Genomic DNA, 22,335 nt, shown 5'->3' on the forward strand with positions numbered 1-22,335 from the left:
TAGGTCAACGGGTGCGCAGCCTCCCGGCCGGACCAAGTACCGGCCGGAACAGCGGGTCCCCCTACTCAGGTGGCTTCGACGTCGAGGGGAAGACGTTTGACGCCGACGATCACCGCCGGGTTCTGGAACTCGACGTCGTCGTCCGAGGCGATGGAGAGATCGCGGTAACGCTCGAAGAGCACCTCGAACGCCACCCGGCCCTCGAGCCGGGCCAACGGAGCGCCGAAGCAGAAGTGGATCCCGTGCCCGAAGGTGAGGTGCGGGTTCGGGCTGCGGCGCGCGTCGAAATCGCCAGGGCGGTCGAAGCTCGCCGGGTCGCGGTTGGCCGCGGCCAGGTCGGCCATCACGATCGAGTTCGCCGGGATGACCTGGCCACCGAGTTCGACGTCCGAGGTCGTGCGCCGGCCCAGTTCGGGGAACGGCGGAAGCATGCGCAGCACCTCCTCCAGCGCGGCCGGCAGGCCGGCCGGATCGGCACGCACCGCGGCCGCGGCCCGCGGGTTCCGGTCGAAGCTGACCACGGCGTTGCCCACCAGCGCGGTCGTCGTGATGTGCCCGGCCACCAGCAGCAGCGCCACGAACCCGACGATCTCCTGGTCCTCCAGGCGTTCGCCGTTGAACTCCGCCTGCACGAGCCGGCTGGTCAGCCCGTCGCCGGGGTGGGCGCGGTGCTGCCGGATGTGGTCGAGGATGTAGGCGTTCATCTCCCGGATGGTCGGGGCGATCGCGTCCAGCGCGCGCTGGATGTCGGCCATGTCGGCCGACTCCCCCAGCTGGTCGCCGCTGAAGAGCACCTGCGCCCACCGGGTGAAGAGGGGCCGGTCGGCGATCGGGACGCCGAGGAGCTCGGCGATCACGATGATCGGCAGCGGGTAGGCGAGCGCGTCGACGACGTCGATGCGGGCCGCTCCGGCGACCTCGTCGAGCAGGTCGTGCGTGATGGCCCGGATCCGGGGTTCGAGCCCGGCCACGACGCGCGGGGTGAACGCCTGGCTGACCAGGGTCCGCAGCTTGCGGTGGTCCGGCGGGTCCATCCCGACGAAGTTGCCCTTGCGGAAGGTCTCGAAGTCCTCCTGGACCGGGGTGAGGCCACTGAAGTCCGAGGAGAACGTGGCCGGGTCGGACAGCACACGGGAGACGGTCGGGTGGTCCAGTGCACGCCAAATGCCCCGCTCCTCGTCGTGGTGCACCGGGCCGCCGCGGTCGCGCAGTTCGGCCGAACGCGCCAGGAGGTCCTCGAAAGCGAAGGCGAGGTCGGGTTCCTGAGTGGTCATGGCTTCCTCTCGTCGGTCGGCGGGGCGTCGGCGGGGCGTCCGCCCACCGGCTGGGGTTCGGCGGGCAGGGCATCGACGCGGGGAAAATGGCGCAGGGTGGGGCTCGCCGTGACGACCAGGGTCACCAGGGCGATCCCGGCGGTGCACAGCAGCACGGCGCCTCCACCGGGAACCGCCTGCACGACCAGGCCGCCGAAAGCCGGGCCGGTCGCGGCCGACACCCCGCCGATCACACCCATCACGCTGGTCAGCCGGCCGCGCAGCCGGTCGGGCGTGAGCAGCAGCTGGTAGGTGCCGATCGTCGTGTTCGCGGTCGGGGGCAGGAGGGCCATGGCGACGAACAGGGCGCCCATCAGGTAACCGTCGTCGATGACGGCCGCCAGCGGCGTGAACAGGGTCAGCACCCAGAAGACGCTCATGATCGAGACGTACGGGCTGAGCCGGCGCTGCAGCCAGGGCGCGATCAGCGAGCCCACGACCCCGCCGACGCCGAGCATCGCGGCCATCACGCCGATTTCGCCCGAGGTGATGCCGCGGTCCCGCGCCAGAACCACGACCACGATGTAGTAGGCGCTGAAGAAGAAGTTCAGGCTCACCGCGCACAGCACGGTGACACGCACGTGTCGCTCCCCCCACACCCAGCGCAGGCCCTCCACCATCTCCCGGCCCAGGTGCCCTTCGCCGCGCGGCACGGGCTCGTGGCGCGGGGCCCGCACGAAGCACAGGGCGACGAACGAGATCGTGTGGGCGAGCACGTCGAAGGCGAACGGAACGGCCCGCGCGAGACCGAAGAGGAACCCACCGATCGCGGTGCCCGAGAGCTGGCCGAACGCACCGCGCGCCGAGTTCATCGCCACCGCGGTGGGCAGCTGGGCCGCGGGCACGATCCGGGCCAGCGTCGCGCCTTCGGCCGGGCCGAACAACGAGCGGCAGCAGCCCATCACCGCCGCGACCGCGATCAGCTGGGGGATGCTCACGACGTCCCACCAGGCGGCGGCCACCAGGCTCGCCACCGCCAGCGAATAGACGGCCTCGCACCCGAGCATGAGCTTCTTGCGGTTCCAGCGGTCCGCCAGCGCGCCGGCGGGCAGCCCGGCGACCAGCTGGGCCATCGCGTCGACGCCGAGCACCAGCCCGGACAGCGCGGGCGAGCCGGTCACCGCGAGCACCAGCAGCGGCAACGCGATGACCGACGCGGCGAAGCCGGCCTCCGACAGCGCCTGGCTGCCCCACAGCAGGCGGTAGTCCCGGTTCCGGGACAGCGGCGACGCGGTCATCGGCGCCCGTCCCGGCTGTCGGCCGCGATCTGCCGCAGGGTCCCGGCGAAGTCGGCGGCGACCGCTTCGACGGTCCGCCGGTCGTGGCGGCCGGGCTGGTGGATCAGGGAGAACACCAGCTCGCCGTCCTGGACCGCGCCGACCAGGTCGAGCAGGAACGGGCGGTGCTCGGCGGGGTCGTGGTCGTGGCCGAGTGATCCGTGCAGGGCGGCGTAGAGGCTATCCGACGTCGCTGTCCCGGCGGCCCCCGAGCCGTCCCACTGGCCGAGGTAGTTGAACGAGATCTCGGGCTGGGGCCCGGTTTCGGTCAGCTTCCGCCGGACGTCCGGGGTGCCGAGGTGGCGTAGCGCGCCGTAGCCGAAGCCGTTGCCCGGGATGGCCCTCAGCTGCTTGCGGACGGACTTGACCAGTGTCCGCCAGTCCGCGCCACTGTCCACGGAGAGGGCCACCGGGTACAGCGTGGTGAACCAGCCTGCGGTCCGGGTCAGATCGACGCCGTCGAGGACGTCTTCGCGGCCGTGGCCCTCCAAGGCGATCGACACATCGGGTCGGCCGGTCCAGCGCGCCAGGGCCCAGGCCAGCGCCGCCAGGAGGACGTCGTTGACGCGGGTGCGGTAGGCCGCGGGCGCCGACCGCAGCAGGGCGTTGGTGTCCTCGGCGTCGAGGACGACGGTGACTTCGTCCGTTCCGGAGGCGTCGCCGTCGTGGTCCACCGGCAGCGCACCGGCGGCGGGAAGACCGGTCCAGTAAGGGATTTCGTCGTCGAAGCCGCCCGCCCGGACGTGGTCGGCGAGCCGGTGCGACCAGTCGCGGAACGACGTCGTGCGCGGGCCGAGGTCGACCGGGGCGCGCCGGAGCGCCTGCCGGTAGGCGGTGTCGAGGTCGTCGAGCAGGATGCGCCAGGAGACCGCGTCGACCACGACGTGGTGCGCCGCAAGGAAGAGCTTCGGGCGCCAACCCGGTTCGGCGGTGACCAGGACGGCGCCGAGCAGCGGGCCGCGGGTCAGGTCGAAGGCGGCGTGGACGGCGTCGGCGATCCGCTCGAGCGCGGCCGGGCGGTCGGCTTCGGCCACCGCGGTCAGGTCGTCGTGACGCAGCTCGGGTGCCGGATCGAGCCCGGCGTTGTGCTGGCGCCACCCGTCGGCGGTGTGCTCGAACCGCATCCGCAGGGCGTCGTGGTGGGCCCACACCGCGGCCAGGGCCTGCCGGAGCGCATCGGCGTCGAAGCCGTCGGCCAGGTCGACGAGCATGGACTGGTTGAAGTGGTGGGGGTTCACGGTGTGAACGCCGAAGAACCAGTCCTGGATCGGGGTCAGCGGCACCGGCCCGACGACCGGCCCGTCGGACTCCACCACCACGCCGGACACGGCGGTCGCCTGCGGGGCCAGGGTGGCGATGGTCTGGTTCAGGAACAAGTCCTTCGCGGTCAGCCGCAGTCCGGCCTGCCGGGCCCGGGACACCACCTGCATGCTGAGGATGGAATCGCCGCCCAGCTCGAAGAAGTTGTCCTCCGTGCCGACCCGGTCCAGGCCCAGCACCTGCGCCCACACCTCGGCCAGCACACGCTCGGCCGGCGTCACCGGCTCGACGTGCCGGGCGGCGGGCTCGGCCGCGGCGGTGACCACGGGCAGGGCCCGCCGGTCGACCTTGCCGCTCGGGCCGAGCGGGAGCGCGGCCAGCGGCTGGAACGCCGAGGGCACGAGATGCCCCGGCAGCGACCGCCCCAGGAACTCGCGCAGGTCGGCGGCGCCGGGCACGTCGTCCGGTGATGCCGCGACGAAGCAGGCGACCAGGCGCTTGTACCCGGACTCGTCCTGCTGCACCGCGGCGACGGCGGCGCTGACACCGGGGTGGCGCAGCAGCGCCGACTCCACCTCGCCCAGCTCGATCCGAAAGCCGCGGACCTTCACCTGGTCATCGGCCCGGCCGGTGAACTCGAGCACCCCGCCGGCCGTCCATCCGGCGACGTCGCCGGTGCGGTACATCCGCTCCCCCGGCGCGCCGAACGGGTCAGCGACGAACCGGTCCGCGGTCAGGCCCGGCCGGTCGAGGTAACCGCGGGCCAGGCTCGGCCCGGCGACGTACAGCTCGCCCGCGACGCCGATCGGGACCGGCGTGAGCTCGTCGTCGAGGATGTAGACGCGGGTGTTCGGGATCGGCCGGCCGATCGGCGGCGCCACGCCCGGGGTGAGCGGGTCGCTCCACGTCGCGACGACTGTCGACTCGGTGGGGCCGTAGGCGTTGATCATCCGCCGGCCGGGGGCCCAGCGGTCCACCAGCTCCGCCGGGCAGGCGTCGCCGCCCACGACGAGCGTGCGCAGGTGCGGCAGGGGCATCTCGGGGAGGGTGGCCAGCGCGGCGGGCGGGATCAGGGTGTGGCTGATTTCGTGCGTGGTGAGGAACTCCGCGAGCGGCTCCCCCAGCAGCGGCCCGGGCGGGACGACGACGAGCGCCGCGCCGGCGGGCAGGGCCAGGCACAGCTCCAGCACGGCGGCGTCGAAGCTCGGCGAGGAGTACGCCATGACGCGATCGCCCTCGGCGACGTGCAGGTGCTCGGCTTCCGCGTCGGCGAAACCGGTCAGCCCGGTGTGGGTGACGACCACGCCCTTGGGCCGGCCGGTCGACCCGGACGTGTAGATCACGTAGGCGGGGCTGTCCGGCCGCGGCGGGCTGAGCCGCACTCCCGGATCCGCGGCGAACGCGGCCGGGTCGTCGAGGACGAGCACCGGGACGCCGTCGGGGACGGGCGGGGCGAGGGCATCGGTCGTGAGCACCAGGGCCGGGCAGGCGTCGGTGAGCATGTAGGTGATGCGCTCGAGCGGGTAGGTCGGGTCGACCGGCAGGAACGCCGCGCCCGCCTTCAGGACGGCGAGCTGCGCCACGACGATGTCGGCCGACCGGGGCAGGGCCAGCGCGACGATCCGTTCCGGGCCGATGCCGCGCGCGGCGAGGACCTGGGCCAGCCGTTCGGCGCGGGCGTCGAGCTCGGCGTAGGTGAGGGTGCCGTCCTCGGAGACGACCGCGGTCGCGTCCGGGTGCCGCCGGGCCCGGGCCTCGACGCGTTCGGGCAGGGTGCCCGGCGCCACGGCGCGGCCGGTGTCGTTCCAAGTGCCGAGCAGCAGGCGGCGTTCGGCTTCGCCCAGCAGCGGCAGCCTCGACAGCGGCCGGGCCGGGTTTTCGGCGATGCCGGCGAGCAGGACGTCCAGGTGCTCGGCGAGGTGGTCGATCGTGGCGGCGTCGAACAGGTCGGTGTTGTAGGTCAGGGCGGCGTGCAGCAGGCCGTGGTCCGGCTGGAACTCCAGGGTCAGGTCGAAGTTCGCGGCCGTCGCGGGCTGGACGACGTCTTCGGCCTCGAGCCCGGGCAGCCGGGCCGGTTCCCGCGGGCTGTTCTGCAGCACCACCATCGCCTGGAACAGCGGGGTGCGGCTGGGGTCGCGGCCGGGCTGGACCGCGTCGACGACGCGGTCGAACGGCAGGTCCTGGTGGTCGAACGCCGCGCGGACGCCGGCGCTGACCTCGTCGAGGAAGTCCGTGAACGGTTGCCCCGGGCGGACCCGGGACCGCAGCACCAGCGTGTTGACGAAGAACCCGACGAGGCTTTCCAGCTCGGCGCGTTCGCGGCCGGAGGTGACCGTGCCGACGGCGACGTCGTCCTGGCCGGCCCAGCGGCCGAGCAGCACCTGGCAGGCCGCGACGAGGGTGGTGAACAGCGTGGTGCCCCGCTGCCGGCTCAGCTGTTCGAGCCGGGCGGTCACCACCGCCGGGACGACCAGCTCCCGGGTCGCGCCGCTGGTGGTGCGCACCGGCGGACGCGGCCGGTCGGTCGGCAGCTCCAGCGGCGTGAGGTCGCGCAGGCGCCCGGTCCAGTAGTCGACCTGGCCCGCCAGCACCCGCTCGGCGAGCAGACCGCGTTGCCAGGCCGCGAAATCCGCGTACTGCACGGGCAGCGGCGGCAGCTCGGGCGCCTCGCCGCGCAGCGCGGCGGTGTAGCGCAGGCCGATCTCTTCGGCGATCAGACCGTTGGACCAGCCGTCGGTGACGATGTGGTGCACGGTCACGGTGAGCACGTGCTCTCGGGGGGCCAGCCGGATCAGCTTCACCCGCAGCAGCGGGCCTTCCCGCAGGTCGAACGGCTGCTCGCCGTCGGCGCGCAGGACATCGGCCAGGGCCGCTTCCCGCGTCTCGGAGGGGTGGCCGCTCAGGTCGGTGACGGGCACCGGCACCGGCGTCGGCGGGTGCACGACCTGGACGCCGTGGCCGTCGCTCGAGGCGAACGTGGTGCGCAACGGCTCGTGCCGGGCGACCAGGCCGGTGAACGCCTCGGCGAGCGCGTCGACGACCAGCTCACCGTGCAGGCGCACGGCCGTGCTCGTGACGTACTCGGTGCCACCGGGCTCGAACTCGTCGAGGAACCACAACCGCTGCTGGGCGAAGGACTGCGGCAGCGGCCGGTCGCGGGGCACGGCGGGGATCGGGTCGGTGGCGGTGCGGGCCGCGCCGACGGTGTCGATCGCCGCGGCGAGCCGGGCGACCGTCGGGTGCGCGAACACCGCGCGGGGCGACATCGACACGGCGAATTCGGCCAGCAGCCGGGAAACAAGCCGGATGCTGAGGATCGAGTCGCCGCCGAGCTCGAAGAAGTTGTCCTGCGCGCCGACCCGTTCGGCGCCGAGCAGCCGCTGCCAGATCTCGGCGACGGTCTGCTCGGTCACGGTGGCGGGCGGGACGTGGACCCGCCGGGCCGGGATCGGGCCGTCCGGCGCGGGTAGCGCGCGACGGTCGACCTTTCCGTTGCGGTTCAACGGAAGTACCGGCAACACCAGGACGACCGCGGGGACCATGTACTCGGGCAGGCTCTCGGCGGCGTGCGCACGCAGCTCGGCCGGGTCCGCGGTGCGCCCCGGCGCGGCGACGACGTGAGCGACCAGCCGGCGGGTGCCGGCGGCGTCGGTGTGGACTGTCACGATCGCCTGCGCGACCGCCGGGTGGGCGGCCAGCACGGTCTCCACTTCCGCGGGCTCGATCCGGAACCCGCGCAGCTTGACCTGGTCGTCCGAACGGCCGAGGAACACCAGCTCCCCCTCGCCGTCGCGGCGGACGACGTCACCGGTCCGGTACATCCGCTCCCCCGGCCCGCCGAACGGGTCGGCGACGAACCGGTCGGCGGTCGCGCCCGGCCGGCCGAGGTAACCGCGCGCCAGGCCGGGCCCGGCGAGGCACAGCTCGCCCGGTGCGCCGGCCGGGAGCGGCCGCAGGTCGCGGTCCAGTACGTAGGCGCGGACACCGTCGAGCGGACGGCCGACGGGGATCGGATCGGGCACGTACGCGGTCAGCCGGAAGGACGTGGCGAAGGTGGTGGTTTCGGTCGGGCCGTAGCCGTCGACCACGACGAGCCCGGGGCACGCGGCCCGGACCGCTCGCACCGCGGCCGGCGGGACGACGTCGCCCCCGGTCCAGACTTCGCGCAGACCGCGCAAGGCGTCCGGGGCGTCGTGGGCGACGAGCCGGAACAGGCCCGCGGTCAGCCACGCCGCCGTCACCCCGTGCGCGGACACCGCGCGCCGCAACGACTCCACGGTCAGGTCGGGGCCGTCGGGCAGGACGGTCGCTCCGCCGGTCAGCAACGGGGCCCACAGCTCGTAGGTGGAGGCGTCGAAGGCCAGCGGCGAGTGGGCCAGCACCCGGGCGTGGGCGTCCCCGGCGAACCGGGAGTCCTGGGCCAGCGCGGTGATGTCCTGGTGGCACACCGCGACGCCCTTGGGGGTCCCCGTCGAGCCGGACGTGTACATCACGTAGGCGAGGTTGCCGGGATCGACCGCGCGCTCCGGCGCCGAGGAGGATCGCTGCCCGCCCACCGTCGTCGTGGGTCCACTGTGGACGGATTCGGCGGTGGTCACCCAGGTCGGCCCGGCCACCACGACCGTCACGGCGGCTTCGGCCAGCACGGCCCGCAGCCGCTCCTGCGGGGCACGGGTGTCCAGCGGCACGTAGGCCGCGGCCGCCTTGAGCACGGCCAGCTCCGCGACCACGTGATCCACCGACGGTTCGAGCAGCAGCCCGACGCGGTCTTCGGCGCCGACGCCCAGCTCGACGAGCCGGTGCGCGAGGTGGTTCGCCCGCTCGTCCAGCTCGGCGTAGGTCAGGGTCCGGTCGTCGGCGACGACGGCGGGCGCGTCCGGCCGGCGGCGGACCTGGTCGGCGAACAACGCCGGCACGGTCGCGGCGGGCGCGGGCCCGCCGGCGCCGTGGGCGTCGGCGAGCACCTGGGCCCGTTCGGCACCGTCGACCCACGGCAGCCGCGCCAGCGGCCGGGAGGGATCGGCGGTGACGGCGTCGATCAGCAGGGCGAGCCGGTCCGTCATGGCGGTGATCGAGCCCGCGTCGAACAGCGCCGGGTCGTAGGCGAGATCGAGCGCGAGGCCTTCGTCGAGGGACGCGCGCAGGCACAGCGGGAAGTTGGTGGCGTCGGCCGAGGCGACCTCGACGACCCGGGGCGCGCCCGGGGTGCCGGGTTCGCTGATCGGGTAGTTCTCGAAGACCACCATGCTGTCGAACAGGTTCTGCCCGGCGGCGACGTCGCTGAGCGGCCGCAGCCGGCCCAGCGACACGAAGTCGTGGTCACGCGCCTCGCTCTGGGCCGCCTGCAGCTCCCCCAGCCACCGCGCGACCGGCTGGGCGCCGTCGAGGCGGACGCGGGTCGGGATGGTGTTGATGAACATGCCGATCATCGTTTCGACGCCGGCCAGGTCGGCCGGACGGCCGGAGACGGTGGTGCCGAACACGACGTCCCGGTCGCCCGACAGCAGCGACAGCAGCAGCGCCCAAGCGCCCTGCACGACGGTGTTGACGGTCAGGCCCTGGGTCCGGGCGAACTCGCGCAGCCGCAGCGTCGCGGGCGGGGCCAGTTCGGCGCGGACGGAATCGGTCGAGCGGGACCGGTGGGCCTCGGCCGGCGGGCGGTCGCAGGGCAACGCCGTCGGGGCGTCGAACCCGGCCAGCGTGGCGCGCCAGAACTCGTCGGCGCGGGCCTGGTCGCGCTCGGCCAGCCAGCCGAGGTAGTCGCGGTACGGCCGGCGGGTGACCAGGCCCGGCCGGCCACCCGACGCCGTCGCGGCGTACTCCTCGCACGCCTCGGCGAAGACCTGGGCGGAGCTCCAGCCGTCGAGCAGGACGTGGTGGGAGGTCCAGACGAGGTCGACCTCGTCGCCGGGCAGCGCGGCGATCGCCAGCCGGGTCAGCGGGGCCCGGGCCAGGTCGAACGGCGCGGCGCGGTCGGCCGCGAGCAGGTCCCGCACGGCCGCCTCGCGGGCCACCGGGTCGAGGTCGCGCAGGTCGTGGTGGGTGACCGGCAGGGTGGCCGCGCGGTCCACCACCTGCACGGGCTCCTCGACGCCGGTCAGGACCAGCCGGGTCCGCAGCACCGGCGTGCGGTCGACGACGCGTTGCCAGGCCGCGGCGAGCCCGGCGGGGTCGGCGACCCCCGCCAGGCGCACGCGGACCTGTTCGAAGTAGGCCGGGGAACCGCTGTCGAACAACGTGTGGAACACCATGCCGGCCTGCAGCGGCGTGAGCGGGTAGACGTCCTCGACGTCCCGGCCGTCGCCGGCCACGACGTCCAGCTCACGTTGGCTCAACCGGGCGAGCGGGAAGTCCGCCGGTGTGCGGCCGCCGGCGCCCGGGGCGGCGCAGTGCGCGACGATCTCGCGCAGCGCCTCGGTGACCTGCTCGGCCAGGTCCCGCACGGTGCGTTCGTGGTGCACCCCGGGCGAATACGTCCAGGCGAGCTCCAGCCGGTCGCCTTCGACGATGCCGACGACGTCGAGCAGGCAGGTGCGCGGCCGGGCGTCGTCTTCGCCCAGGTCGCCGCCGAAGCCCCGGTAGAGGCCGCTGTCGTCGCCGGCGGCGGTCCACTGGCCGAGGTAGTTCAGCGAGATCTGCGGGGTGCGGGCGCCGCGCAGGGGCGAGTCCGGCACGAGCCGGCTCAGCGCGCCGTAACCGAGGCCCTTGCCGGGCACGGCCCGCAGCTGTTCCTTGACCGCCTTCAGCGTCGGCCCCCAGTCGTCGGCCTCGGGCAGTGTGAGCGCGACCGGGAACTCGGCGGTGAACCAGCCGACCGTCCGGGAGAGGTCGAGGTCGTCGAAGATCTCCTCGCGGCCGTGCCCTTCCAGCGCGACCAGGACCCGTTCGTTCCCGGTCCAGCGGGCCAGCACCCGGCCGAGGGCGCTGAGCAGGACGTCGTTGACCTGGGTGCGGTAGACGTCGGGCACCTGGCGCAGCAGGGCGTCGGTGGTGGCGGCGTCGAGAGCCGAGGTGACCGTGCGGGTTTCGGTGTTCTCCCCCGCCGCGTCGACCGGCAGGTCCGTGGCGGGACCGTCGAGCAACTCGGTCCAGTACGGCAGCTCGGCGTCGAAGCCACCATCGCGGACGTACGCCGCGAGCCGGTCGGCCCAGCGGAAGTAGCTCGTCGTCCCCGGCCCGAGGTCGACCGGACGGCCGGCGAGCACCTGGCGGTACGCGGTTTCCGTGTCGGCGAGCAGGATCCGCCAGGAAACGCCGTCGACCACCAGGTGGTGCACGACCAGCAGCAGGATCGGCGGCCGCGCCGGTCCGAAGGTGAACAGCACGGCCGCGACGAGCGGACCGTCCCCGGCGCTCAGCGAGGCACGCGCTTCGGCCGCGGCAGCGCGCATCGCCACGTCGACGTTGTCCACAGTGGACAAGTCGACTTCACGCAGCGCGGGGATTTCCGCGCCGGCGTGGAACTCCTGCCGCCGGTCGTCGCCGGTGCGGGTGAACCGGGTGCGCAGGACCTCGTGCCGGGCCAGGACCGCGGCCAGCGCCGTGGTCAGCGCCGGGACGTCCAGCTCGGGGTCGAGCTCGGCCACTGTGGACATCGTGAACCGGTCGTTCCCGGTGTCGAAGAGCCACTGCTGGATCGGGGTCAGCGGGGCCGAGCCGGTGAAAGCCGCTTCGGCGTCGTCGGGCGCGTCCGTGCCGGCCACCAGCGCCAGCTCGGCGATGTTCTGGTGGCGGAAGACGTCCTTGGAGGTCAGGCGCAGGCCGTGCTGCCGGGCCCGCGAGACGACCTGGATGCTCAGGATGGAATCCCCGCCCAGCGCGAAGAAGTTGTCTTCCACGCCCGGCCGTTCGACGCCGAGGACGTCGGCCCAGATCGATGCGAGCAGCTGCTCGGCCGGCGTCCGCGGCGCGGTCCGGCCGACGGCCGGGGCCACGATCGGGGCGGGTGCGGGCAACGCGCCGCGGTCGACCTTGCCGCTGGCCGCCAGCGGCAGCCGGTCGAGCCGCACGAACACCGTGGGCACCAGGTGGCCGGGCAGGGTCGCCGTCAGCCGGGTCCGCAGGTCGTCCGGCTCGCCCGGCGTGACGACGTAGGCGACGAGCCGGGCGTGGCCGTCGTCGTGGCGGGCGACGACCACCGCGTCGGCGACCTCCGGCAAGGCGCGCAGCGCCGCCTCGACCTCGCCGGGTTCGATCCGGAAGCCGCGGATCTTGACCTGGTCGTCGGCGCGGCCGAGGTACTCCAGGTTGCCGTCGCGGGTCCAGCGGACGCGGTCACCGGTGGCGTACATCCGGGTTCCCGGCGCGCCGAAGGGGTTGGGCAGGAACTTCTCCGCGGTCGTCCCGGGCCGGTTGAGGTAGCCGCGGGCGAGCTGGACGCCCGCCAGGAACAGCTCGCCGGGGACGCCGATCGGCGCCGGGCGCAGCCGGTCGTCGAGGACGTAAGCCCGCACGTTGCCGACCGGGCGGCCGATCACCTCGCGCTCGCTGTCGCCGATCCGGGCGAGAGTCGCGTCGACGGTGCATTCGGTGGGGCCGTAGATGTTGAACGCGGTGACTCCGTCGAGTTCTCGCCACAGCGTGTCTCCGACGGCTTCGCCGCCGAGCACCAGCACCGACGGCCGGTGCCGGCTCGCTTCCAGGAGGTGCCTGGCGAACGACGGCGTCGAGTTGACCAGGTCGATCCCGCGATCGGCCACGTATTCGGCCAGCAGTGCGGGGTCGAGGCGGGTGTCACCGTCGATGACGTGCAGCTCGTGCCCGGCCGTGAGCATCAGCAGCAGCGCTTCCCACGACGCGTCGAAGGAAAACGCGGCAGTCAGCGCCACGCGCAGGCGGTCCTTCCCGGCCGCGGCGGTGAACTGGTCGGCGTGGTCGACGGCCAGGTTGGCCAGCGCGCGATGACTGACGACGACGCCCTTCGGCACGCCGGTCGAACCGGAGGTGTAGATCGTGTAGGCGGCGTTGTCGAGCACCAGCGGCCCGGCCCGGTCGTCATCCGTCAAGTCCACATCGGACACTGCCGCCGAGCCGGCGATCGGTTCGGTGACCACGACGACCGGCCGGGTGTCGGCGAGCAGCGCTTCCTGACGCACGGGCGGCAGCTCGGGATCCAGGTACAGCAGCACGCCGCCGGCCTTGAGCACGGCGAGGACGGTGACCACCAGCTCCGCGGAGCGAGGCAGGGAAACGGCCACGAACCGCTCCGGACCCGCGCCGCGGGAGACGAGGTCACGAGCGACCCGGTTCGCGCGGGTGTTCAGCTCGGCGAAGGTCAGCGTGGTGTCGCCGCAGGCCAGCGCGGTCCGCTGAGGAGTGCGGGCGACCTGCGCTTCGAACAGCTCCGGCACGGTGCTGTCCGGGGCCGGGCGGTCGGTGGCGTTCCAGGTCTCGACGACCAGGTCGTGCTCGGCCGTGGGTAGCAGCGGCAGCGCGTCGACGGGGCGCGTGGGGTCGGCTACGACGGCGGTGAGCAGCACTGTCAGGTGCTCGGCGAACCGGCTCATGGTGGCCGCGTCGAACAGGTCGGTGCTGTAGTTCAGCAGGCCGCGCAGGCCGTCGGGGCGTTCTTCGAACTCGATGCTGAGGTCGAACCCGGCCGTGGTCATCGGCAGGTCGAGGTCGCTCGCGGCGAGCCCGGCGAGGGCGGGCAGCCGGTTGCCGGCGTTCTGCAGCGTCACCAGCACCTCGAACAGCGGTGTGCGGCTGGTGTCACGCTCGGGGCTCAGCTCGTCCACGAGCCGCTCGAACGGCACGTCCTGGTGGGCGAACGCGTCCAGGACGGTCCGGCGGACGGCGGTGAGCACCTCCCCGAAGTCCTGCCGCCCGTCGAAGCGCGACCGCAGGACGACGGTGTTGACGAACATCCCGACGATGTCCCGCACCCCGGGGTGGTCGCGGCCCGAGGTGATCGTGCCGACGGCGACGTCGTCCTGCCCGGACCACCGGCGCAGCACCAGCTGACAGGCCGCGGCCAGGGCCGTGAACAAGGTCGTGTCCCGGTCGGCGGCCAGCCGGCGCAGCCCGGCGAGCGGTTCGGCGGCGAGGGTGAACTCGTGTTCGGCGCCGTGCGACGTCCGGACGACCGGCCGGGGCCGGTCGGCCGGCAGGTCAAGCGGGCGCAGGCCGTCGAGCTGCCGGCGCCAGAAGGCGAGCTGGTCCTCGACGGGCAGTTCTCGTTGCCACGCCGCGAAGTCCGCGTACTGGACCGGCAGCGCGGGCAGCTCGGTGTGCTCGTTGCCGTAGAGGGCGGCGAGCTCACCGACGAGCACGCCCATCGACCAGCCGTCGGTGACGATGTGGTGCAGGGACAGGACGAGCGCGTGCTCGTCCGGGGCGACGCGGGCCAGCCGGGCCCGCAGCAACGGACCGCGGGTCAGGTCGAACGGCCGCGCGAGGTCGTCGGCGAGCAGTCGCCGCAAGTCTCCGGCTTCGGTGACGGGCAACGCCAGTTCCCACGGCTCGCCGATCACCTGTCGGGGCTTGCCGTCCACGGCGGTGAACGTCGTGCGCAGCGACTCGTGCCGGGCGATCAGCGCGTTCAGCGCTCTCGTGAGGGCGCCGGCGCGCAGGGCACCCCGCAACCGGACGCCGTACACCGTGACGTGGTCCGTGCTGCCCGGGGCGAACTGGTCGAGGAACCAGAGGCGTTGCTGGGCGAAGGACAGCGGCAGGTCACGCTCGCGGCTCACCGGGGGGATCGCCGCGACGGCAACCGTCGTGGTGGCCAGGCTCGCGGCGAGGCCCGCGACGGTCGGGGTGTCGAACACGCTGCGCGGGGAGACGTCGACGCCGAGGGCATCACGCAGTGCGGAGGCCAGCCGGATGCTGAGGATCGAGTCCCCGCCCAGCTCGAAGAAGCTGTCCTCGGCCCCGACCCGGTCCACCCCCAGGGTGGCGGCCAGGACCGCGGCGACCGTGCGTTCGGCGTCGGTGCGCGGCTCGACGAACGTCCCGGCCACCGAAGCGGCGGCCGGCGCGGGTAGCGCGCGGTGGTCAAGTTTTCCGTTGCGGGTCAACGGCATCGTGTCGATCTCGACGAACGCCGAGGGCACCATGTAGTCGGGCAACGTCCGGGCCAGCCGTTCGCGCAACAGGGCCGCGGCGGGCGGGGCGTGCGGGTCGGCCGCGACGACGTAGGCGACCAGCCGCTTGCGGCCGGGCTCGTCCTCGCGGGCGAGGACGGCGGCCGAGCCGACCTCCGGCTGCGCGAGCAGGGTGGCCTCGATCTCGCCCGGTTCGATGCGGAAGCCGCGGATCTTGACCTGCTGGTCGGCGCGGCCGCGGTAGCGCAGCGCGCCGTTTTCGCCACGGGACACCAGGTCCCCGGAGCGGTACATCCGCGACCCTGGTGCACCGAACGGGTCGGCGACGAACCGGGCGGCGGTCAGCCCGGGCCGGCCGAGGTAACCGCGGGCCAGACCGGCCCCGGCGACGTGCAGTTCACCCGGCACCCCGGCCGGGACGGGGTTCAGGTCGGCGTCGAGGACGTACCCGCGCAGGTCGGGCAGGACGTCACCGACGAGACCGGGAGCGTCCGGCACCAGGTCGTGGTGGGTGACGTGGACGGTGGTCTCGGTGATGCCGTACATGTTCACCAGCCGCGGCATCTCCCCGTGGCGGCGGAACCAGCCCGCCAGGCGGCGCGTGTCGAGCGCCTCGCCGCCGAAGATCACGTGCCGCAGCGCGAGCCGGGCGCCGAGGTCCGGGTCGTCCTCGTCGGCGCGGCACAGCTGGTAGAACGCCGACGGCGTCTGGTTGAGCACGGTGACGCCTTCGTCGGCCAGCAGGCGCAGGAACTCCCGCGGCGACCGGGAGACGGCGTGCGGGACGACGACGAGCCGGCCGCCGTGCAGCAGCGGGCCCCAGATCTCCCAGACGGAGAAGTCGAAGGCGTAGCTGTGGAACAGCGTCCACACGTCGTCGCGGCCGAAGCCGAACCGGCCGGCGGTCGCGGCGAACAGCCGGGTGACGTTGCGGTGCGGGATCACCACGCCCTTGGGGTGCCCGGTCGAGCCGGAGGTGTAGATGACGTACGCGGGATGCTCGGGCGTGCAGCGCGAAGGCGGATCGGTGTCCGGGCCGGAGGCCTCGACGTCCTCGGGCGTCAGCACGGCGACCGGGCCGGTGTCGGCGAGCATCCGCTCGACGCGCTCGTCCGGGGTGGCCGGGTCGATCGGCAGGTAGGCGGCACCGGCCTTGAGCACGGCGAGGATCGCGACGACCTGCTCCGGCGAGCGCGGCAGGCGCAGGGCGACGTACCGCTCGGGCCCGGCGCCGAGCGCGATCAGCCGGTGCGCCAGCCGGTTCGCGCGGCGGTTGAGCTCGGCGTAGGACAGGGCGATGTCCGCACTGGTGAGCGCGATCGCGTCCGGCGTCGCGGCCACCTGAGCGGCGAACAGGTCGGTGATGGTCGGCGCGGGCAGCGCAACCGGGTCCGACGCGCCGGGCAGCTGCGCGCGGTCGGCGGCCGAGAGCCACGGCAGCCGCGCGATCGTGCGGTCGGGGTTCTCGGCCAGCGCCAGCAGCAAGGTCTCCAGCCGGGCGGCGAGAGCCCGGGCGGTGGCCGGGTCGAACAGCGCCGGATCGGTGGCCAGCTCGAAGCCCAGCTGTTCGCCGGCGTAGGCGCGCAGGGTGATCGGGAAGGTGGTGGCGTCGAGCGCGGTGACCTCCCGCAGGGTGACGCCGGCGCGCGCGGCGGCGTGCTCGTCGAACGGGTAGTTCTCGAACGCGACCATGCTGTCGAAAAGGTTCTGCCCGGCCGGGACGTCGCTCAGTGCGCGCAGCCGCCCGAGGGCGACGAAGTCGAAGCGCCGCGCCCGGTTCTGCTCGTCCTGCAGCCGCCGCAGCCACGCCAGTACGGGCTCGCCGCCGTCGACGTGGGTGCGCGTCGGGATGGTGTTGATGAACATCCCGATCATGGTTTCGACACCGGGCAGGTCGTCGGGCCGGCCGGAGACGGTGGTGCCGAACACGACGTCGGGCTCGCCGCTCTGGTGGGCCAGCAGCAGTGCCCACGCGCCTTGCACGAGGGTGTTGACGGTCAGGCCGTGGCGCCGGGCGACGTCTCGCAGCCGGGCGGTGTCCTCGGCCGTGAGTGCGCAGCGGACCGGGTGCGCGGTCCGCGTCCGGTGGGCCTGGGCCGGCGACCGGTCCCACGGCAGCGGTGTCGGGGTGGCGAACCCGGACAGCACCTCGCGCCAGTGGTCTTCGGCCGCGATGACGTCCTGCTCGGCCAGCCACGCGAGGTAGTCGCGGAACGGGCGGTGCGCCGGCATCCGCGGGACGCGGCTGCCGGTGATGGCCGCGTAGTGCTCGACGACCTCGGTGAAGATCTGGGCGAGGCTCCAGCCGTCGAGCACGATGTGGTGCGAGGTCCACATCAGCAGCACCCGGTCGTGGCGCAGCGCGACGATGCCCAACCGCATCAGCGGGGCGGTGGCGAGGTCCATGCCGGCGGCGGCGTCTTCGGCCGAAAGCCGGTCCAGCTCGGTGGTCTGCTCCGCTTCGGACAGGCCGCGCCAGTCGTGACGGGTGATCGGCACGACCGCGCGGCGGCGCACCACCTGCAGGGGTTCCTCGACCCCCTCCCAGACCAGCTGGGTGCGCAGGACCGGGGTCCGGTCGGCCACCTGCTGCCAGGCGCGAGCGAACGCCTCCGGGTCGCGGACGCCGTCGAGCAGCATCCGGGCCTGGTCGACGTAGGCGTCCGCGGTGGGGTCGAGCAGGCTGTGGAACAGCATGCCCGCCTGCAGCGGGGTCAGCGGGTAGACGTCTTCGACATCGTGGCCGTCGCCGGCGATCCTGTCCACGCCTGCTTGGTCGAGCCGGGCGAGCGGGAAGTCGGACGGCGTGCGGCCGCCGGCGCCCGGCTCCGCGCAGTGCGCGACGATCTCACGCAGCGACGCCAGCATCGCCTCGGCCAGCTCGTGCACCGTCTCGCGGTTGTTGACCTGCTCGGAGTAGCTCCACGTCAGGGACAGCTCACCACCGTCGACGAGACCGGTGACGTCCAGCTGGTAGGTGCCGGCCTCGTCCGGCGCGATGTCCGCGCCCGCGCCGTCGAGCCGGCCGCGGAAGAGCCCGTCGCCGCCGCTTCCGCCGTCCCAGCGGCCGTGGTAGTTGAAGCAGATCTGGGGCAGCGGCAGGGACTTCAGGACGTTGCCGGGTGCATCGGTGTCGCCGAGGTGGCGCAGGGCTTCGTAGCTGAGGCCGCGGCGCGGAACGGCCCGCAGCTGCTCCTTGACCGCCTTCAGGGTGGCGCCCCAGTCCCCCGCCGGCGGCAGGTCGAGCGCCACCGGGAACTGCGTGGTGAACCACCCGACCGTCCGGGAGAGGTCGACACCGTCGAGAACGTCCTCCCGGCCGTGGCCTTCCAGCGCGATCAGCACGCCGTCCTGCCCGGTCCGGTCGGCCAGCGCCCGGCCGAGCGCGCTCAGCAGCACGTCGTTGACCTGCGTCCGGTAGGCCGTGGGAACCCGGTGCAGCAGCGCGTCGGTGTCGTCCGCGCCGAGTGTCACGGTGAGCGTGCGTGTGGAGCCGGTGGTGCCGGCGCCGTCGTGGTCGACCGGCAGCGCCGTCGGGACCCGGCCGGCCACCCGGGTCCAGTGCTCGACGTCGCTGTCGAAGGCGCCGGAGCGGACGTGCTCGCGCAGCAGGTGCGCCCACCGGGTGAACGTCGTGCCCGCGGTCGGCAGCCGGACCGGAGCGCCGGCCAGGGCCTGGTGGTAGGCGGTGTCGAGGTCGGCGAGCAGCACTCGCAGCGACACGCCGTCCACCACGAGGTGGTGCACGGCCAGGAACAGCAGCGGCGGCTGGGTGCCGCGCGCCAGCAGCACCGCGCCGGTGACCACGCCGGCCGCCAGGTCGAGCCCGGCGCGCACCTGGCCCGCCGCGGCTTCGATCCCGGCTCGTTGCCCGGCTTCGCCGAGCGAGGACAGGTCACGGCTCCACAGCACCCCGCTCGGCGCGGGCACGACCTCCTGCTGCCAGTCACCACCGGAGAAGAAGAACCGCGTGTGCAGGGCGTCGTGGTGGGCGACCACGGCGTCGACCGCGGTCCGCAGGGCGTCGTGGTCGACGTCGGCGGGCAGTTCGAGCAGCTGCGACATCGTGAAGTGGTCCAGCGGGCCGTGGGTGCCGAAGAACCAGTGCTGGATCGGGGTCAGCGGCGCGGGTCCGGTGATCGGCGCCGTCACGTCCGGGGCGAGCGCGGTCGCGGACTGCACCACGGTCGCGAGCCCGGCGATGGTCTGGTGCAGGAAGATGTCGCGCGAGGTCAGCCGCAGCCCGGCCTGACGGGCCTGGGCGACGACCTGGATGCTCAGGATCGAGTCTCCGCCGAGGCCGAAGAAGTTGTCCTCGACCCCGATGCGGTCGTTGCCGAGCACCTCGGCCCAGATGGCCACCAGCTGGTGCTCGACCGGCGTCCGCGCCGCGACGTAGGCCTGGTCGCCGTCCTCGGGGACGCCCGGCGCCGGAAGGGCACGCCGGTCGACTTTTCCTTGCGGCGTCACGGGAACGGCGTTGATCGGGACGTAGGCCGAGGGCACCAGGTAGTCGGGCAGGGTGGCCCGCAGGGCCTCGCGCAGGTCGGCGGCGGCCGGTGCGGCCGGGCCGGCCGCGACGACGTAGGCCACCAGCCGGGCGTGCCCGTCGTCGCCGCGGTGGGCGACGACCACGGCCGCGGAGACGTCGGGCAGGCGCAGCAACGCGGCCTCGACCTCGCCGGGTTCGACGCGGAAGCCGCGGATTTTCACCTGGTCGTCGAGCCGGCCCAGGTACTCCAGCTGCCCGTCCGCCGTCCAGCGGACGCGGTCGCCGGTGCGGTACATCCGCTCGCCGGGCGCGCCGAACGGGTTCGCGACGAAGCTGCCGGCAGTCCGGCCCGGTCGCCCGAGGTAGCCACGCGCGAGCTGCGCACCGGCCAGGCAGAGCTCGCCCGCGACGCCGACGGGTACCGGCCGGAGGTCTTCGTCGAGGACGTGGGCCCGGGTGTTGGCCAGCGGGCGGCCGAGCACCGGCCGGGCGCTCGCGCCGACCCGGCCCGACACCGCGTCCACTGTGTACTCGGTCGGGCCGTAGAAGTTGTGCGCCACCGTGACTTCGGCGTCGGACAGGGCGTGCCACAGCGACTCGTCGAGGGCCTCGCCGCCGAGCATCAGGATCTTCGGGCGGTGCCGCGGGTCGGTCAGCAGCCCGGCGGGCACGAGCCGGCGCAGGTAGGTCGGGGTCAGGTCGAGGAAGTCGATCCGGTGCTCGGCGATGTGGTCGACGAGGGCGTGCGCGTCCAGCCGGACGTCGTCGCCGATGAGGTGCAGCTCGTGACCGTCGGCCATCAGCACCGGACCCTCGAGCGAGGTGTCGAACGACAGCGTGGCGGTCAGCGCGACGCGCAGCCGCCGTCCTGGGGCGGCGAAGTCGCTGCGGTGGTTGACCAGCAGGTTGGTGAGGTTGCGGTGCGGAACCGCCACGCCCTTGGGCCGGCCGGTGGAGCCGGAGGTGTAGATGACGTAGGCGGTGTTGGCCGCGCGCAGCCGCGCGGCGCGATCGGCGTCGGTGAGATCGGTGCCCGGGTACTCCCCCAGCGCGGCGGCGGTCTCCTCGGTGCCGAGGACGAGTCCACCGGGGCCGCCGGTGGTCTCGTGGGTGACGACCAGCGTGGCGCCCGCGTCACGCACCAGCAGCTCGATCCGGTCGGCGGGCAGGGCCGGGTCGATCGGCAGGTAGACCGCCCCTGCCTTGAGCACGGCGAGCAGCGCGACGATCGCGTCGGCCGTGCGCGGCAACGCAAGCGCGACGACCCGTTCCGGACCGGCGCCCAGCGTCACGAGGTGCCGTGCGAGCCGGTTGGCGCGGGTGTTCAGCTCCGCGAAGCTCAGCGTGACCGCCCCGGCGACCAGCGCGGTTTCGTCCGGGACGCGGTGGACCTGGGACTCGAACAGTTCGGCGAGGGTGGCCTCGGGAACGTCCAGTGCGGTGTCGTTCCACTCGGCGAGCCGCCCCCGTTCGGTGTCGGTGAGCAGCGGCAGTTCACCGACCGGGCGGGCGGCGTCGGCGGCGATGCCGGTCAGCAGCACGGTGAGGTGCTCGGCCAGCGCGACGACGGTCCGCTCGTCGAACAGGTCGGTGTTGTACTCCAGCGCCCCGTCCAGGCCGCCGTCGGTCGGCTGGAACTCGACGGTGAGGTCGAAGTTGGCCGCGCGCCGGGCCACCTCGACCGGTTCGACGGTCAGGCCGCCGAAGTCCGGCTGCCCGCCGGGGTTCCCGTGCAGCAGCACCATGGCGTCGAACAGCGGGTTGCGGCTGGGGTCGCGCTCGATCTTCAACGCCTCGACGAGCTTCTCGAACGGTGCTTCGGCGTGCTCGAAGGACTCCAGCACCGTCGTGCGGACGGCGTCGAGGAACACCTCGAACGGCGTTGCTCTGTCCACTGTGGAGCGGACGACGACGGTGTCGACGAAGAAGCCGACCGTCCGCTCGAGCTCCGGCCGCCCGCGGCCGGAGACGACGGTGCCGAGCGCGATGTCGTCGCGGCCGGTGTACCGGGCGAACAGCACCTGGCACGCCGCGACCAGCACGGTGTAGAGCGTCGTGTCGTGGGCCCGGGCGAGTTCGCCGAGCGCGGCGGCGACGTCGGCCGGGACGCTGAAGGAGTGCAACGCGCCCGCGGTCGTGCGGATGGCGGGCCGCGGCCGGTCGGCCGGCAGGTCGAGGGGTTCGACGCCGGCCAGCTGCGTGGTCCAGTAGGCGAGGTGCCGGTCCAGGGCCGGTCCGGCCAGCCGGTTGCGCTGCCACACGGCGAAGTCGGCGTACTGGACCGCGGGCTCGGGCAGGGCCGCCGGTTCACCGCGCACGGCGGCCGCGTAGAGCGCGCCGAGCTCGGCGACCAGGATGCCCATCGACTCGCCGTCGGTGACGACGTGGTGGGCGGTGATCAGCAGGACGTGGTGGTCTTCTGCGACGCGCACCAGCAGGAGCCGGACCAGCGGGCCGCGGCGCAGGTCGAAGGGCCGGGCGTACTCGGCGCCCAGCACCTCGTCGAGATCGGTGGGCCGCAGCGCGGGATCGGCCGTCAGGTCGACCGTCCGCACCGGCACGTCCGGGGCCGGGTCGACGACCTGGACGGGCGTGCCGGCGGCGTCGTTGATGGTGGTGCGCAGCGATTCGTGCCGGGCCACCAGGTCCCCGAGCGCGCCGGTGAGCGCGGCCGGGTCGAGCGGCCCGGTGAGCCGCAGCCCGACCGCGCTGTTGTACTCGGCGTCCCCCGGCTGGAACTCGTCGAGGAACCACAGGCGCTGCTGGGCGAAGGAAAGCGGCACGTCCTCGTCACGCGAGGCCCGGCCGATGACGTCGGTGCGCTCGGCCCGCCCGGCCAGGCGGCGCTTGAGCGTCTCGCGCAGTTCGGCGGGCAGCGCGTCGATGCGGCTCTTCCTCGAGGTGGTCATGTTCGCTTTCCTCTACGGCACGGTTCGGGCGGTTCGGGG

Annotated in this window: 3 protein-coding genes; all 3 read right to left on the bottom strand. The window is 73.8% G+C overall.

Features of this window, described 5'->3' with window-relative positions; genetic code table 11:
• Window positions 1–65 precede the first annotated feature (65 nt).
• The 3 genes from ACZ61C_RS29205 to ACZ61C_RS29215 are packed head-to-tail and all read right to left on the bottom strand — an operon-like array spanning window position 66 to window position 22,296.
• Complete coding sequence (locus ACZ61C_RS29205) at window positions 66–1,274, bottom strand: cytochrome P450 (protein ID WP_465311044.1); 1,209 nt, start codon at window positions 1,272–1,274, stop codon at window positions 66–68.
• Entirely contained in the window at window positions 1,271–2,551 is a 1,281-nt protein-coding gene (locus ACZ61C_RS29210) for an MFS transporter (RefSeq protein ID WP_465311045.1), read from the bottom strand. Before ACZ61C_RS29210 ends, ACZ61C_RS29205 begins: the two co-directional genes overlap by 4 nt.
• Complete coding sequence (locus ACZ61C_RS29215; protein WP_465311046.1) at window positions 2,548–22,296, bottom strand: non-ribosomal peptide synthase/polyketide synthase; 19,749 nt, start codon at window positions 22,294–22,296, stop codon at window positions 2,548–2,550. The genes ACZ61C_RS29210 and ACZ61C_RS29215 overlap by 4 nt, the downstream gene beginning before the upstream one ends.
• Window positions 22,297–22,335 lie beyond the last annotated feature (39 nt).

It is taken from the genome of Amycolatopsis sp. NPDC104587 (assembly GCF_055583645.1).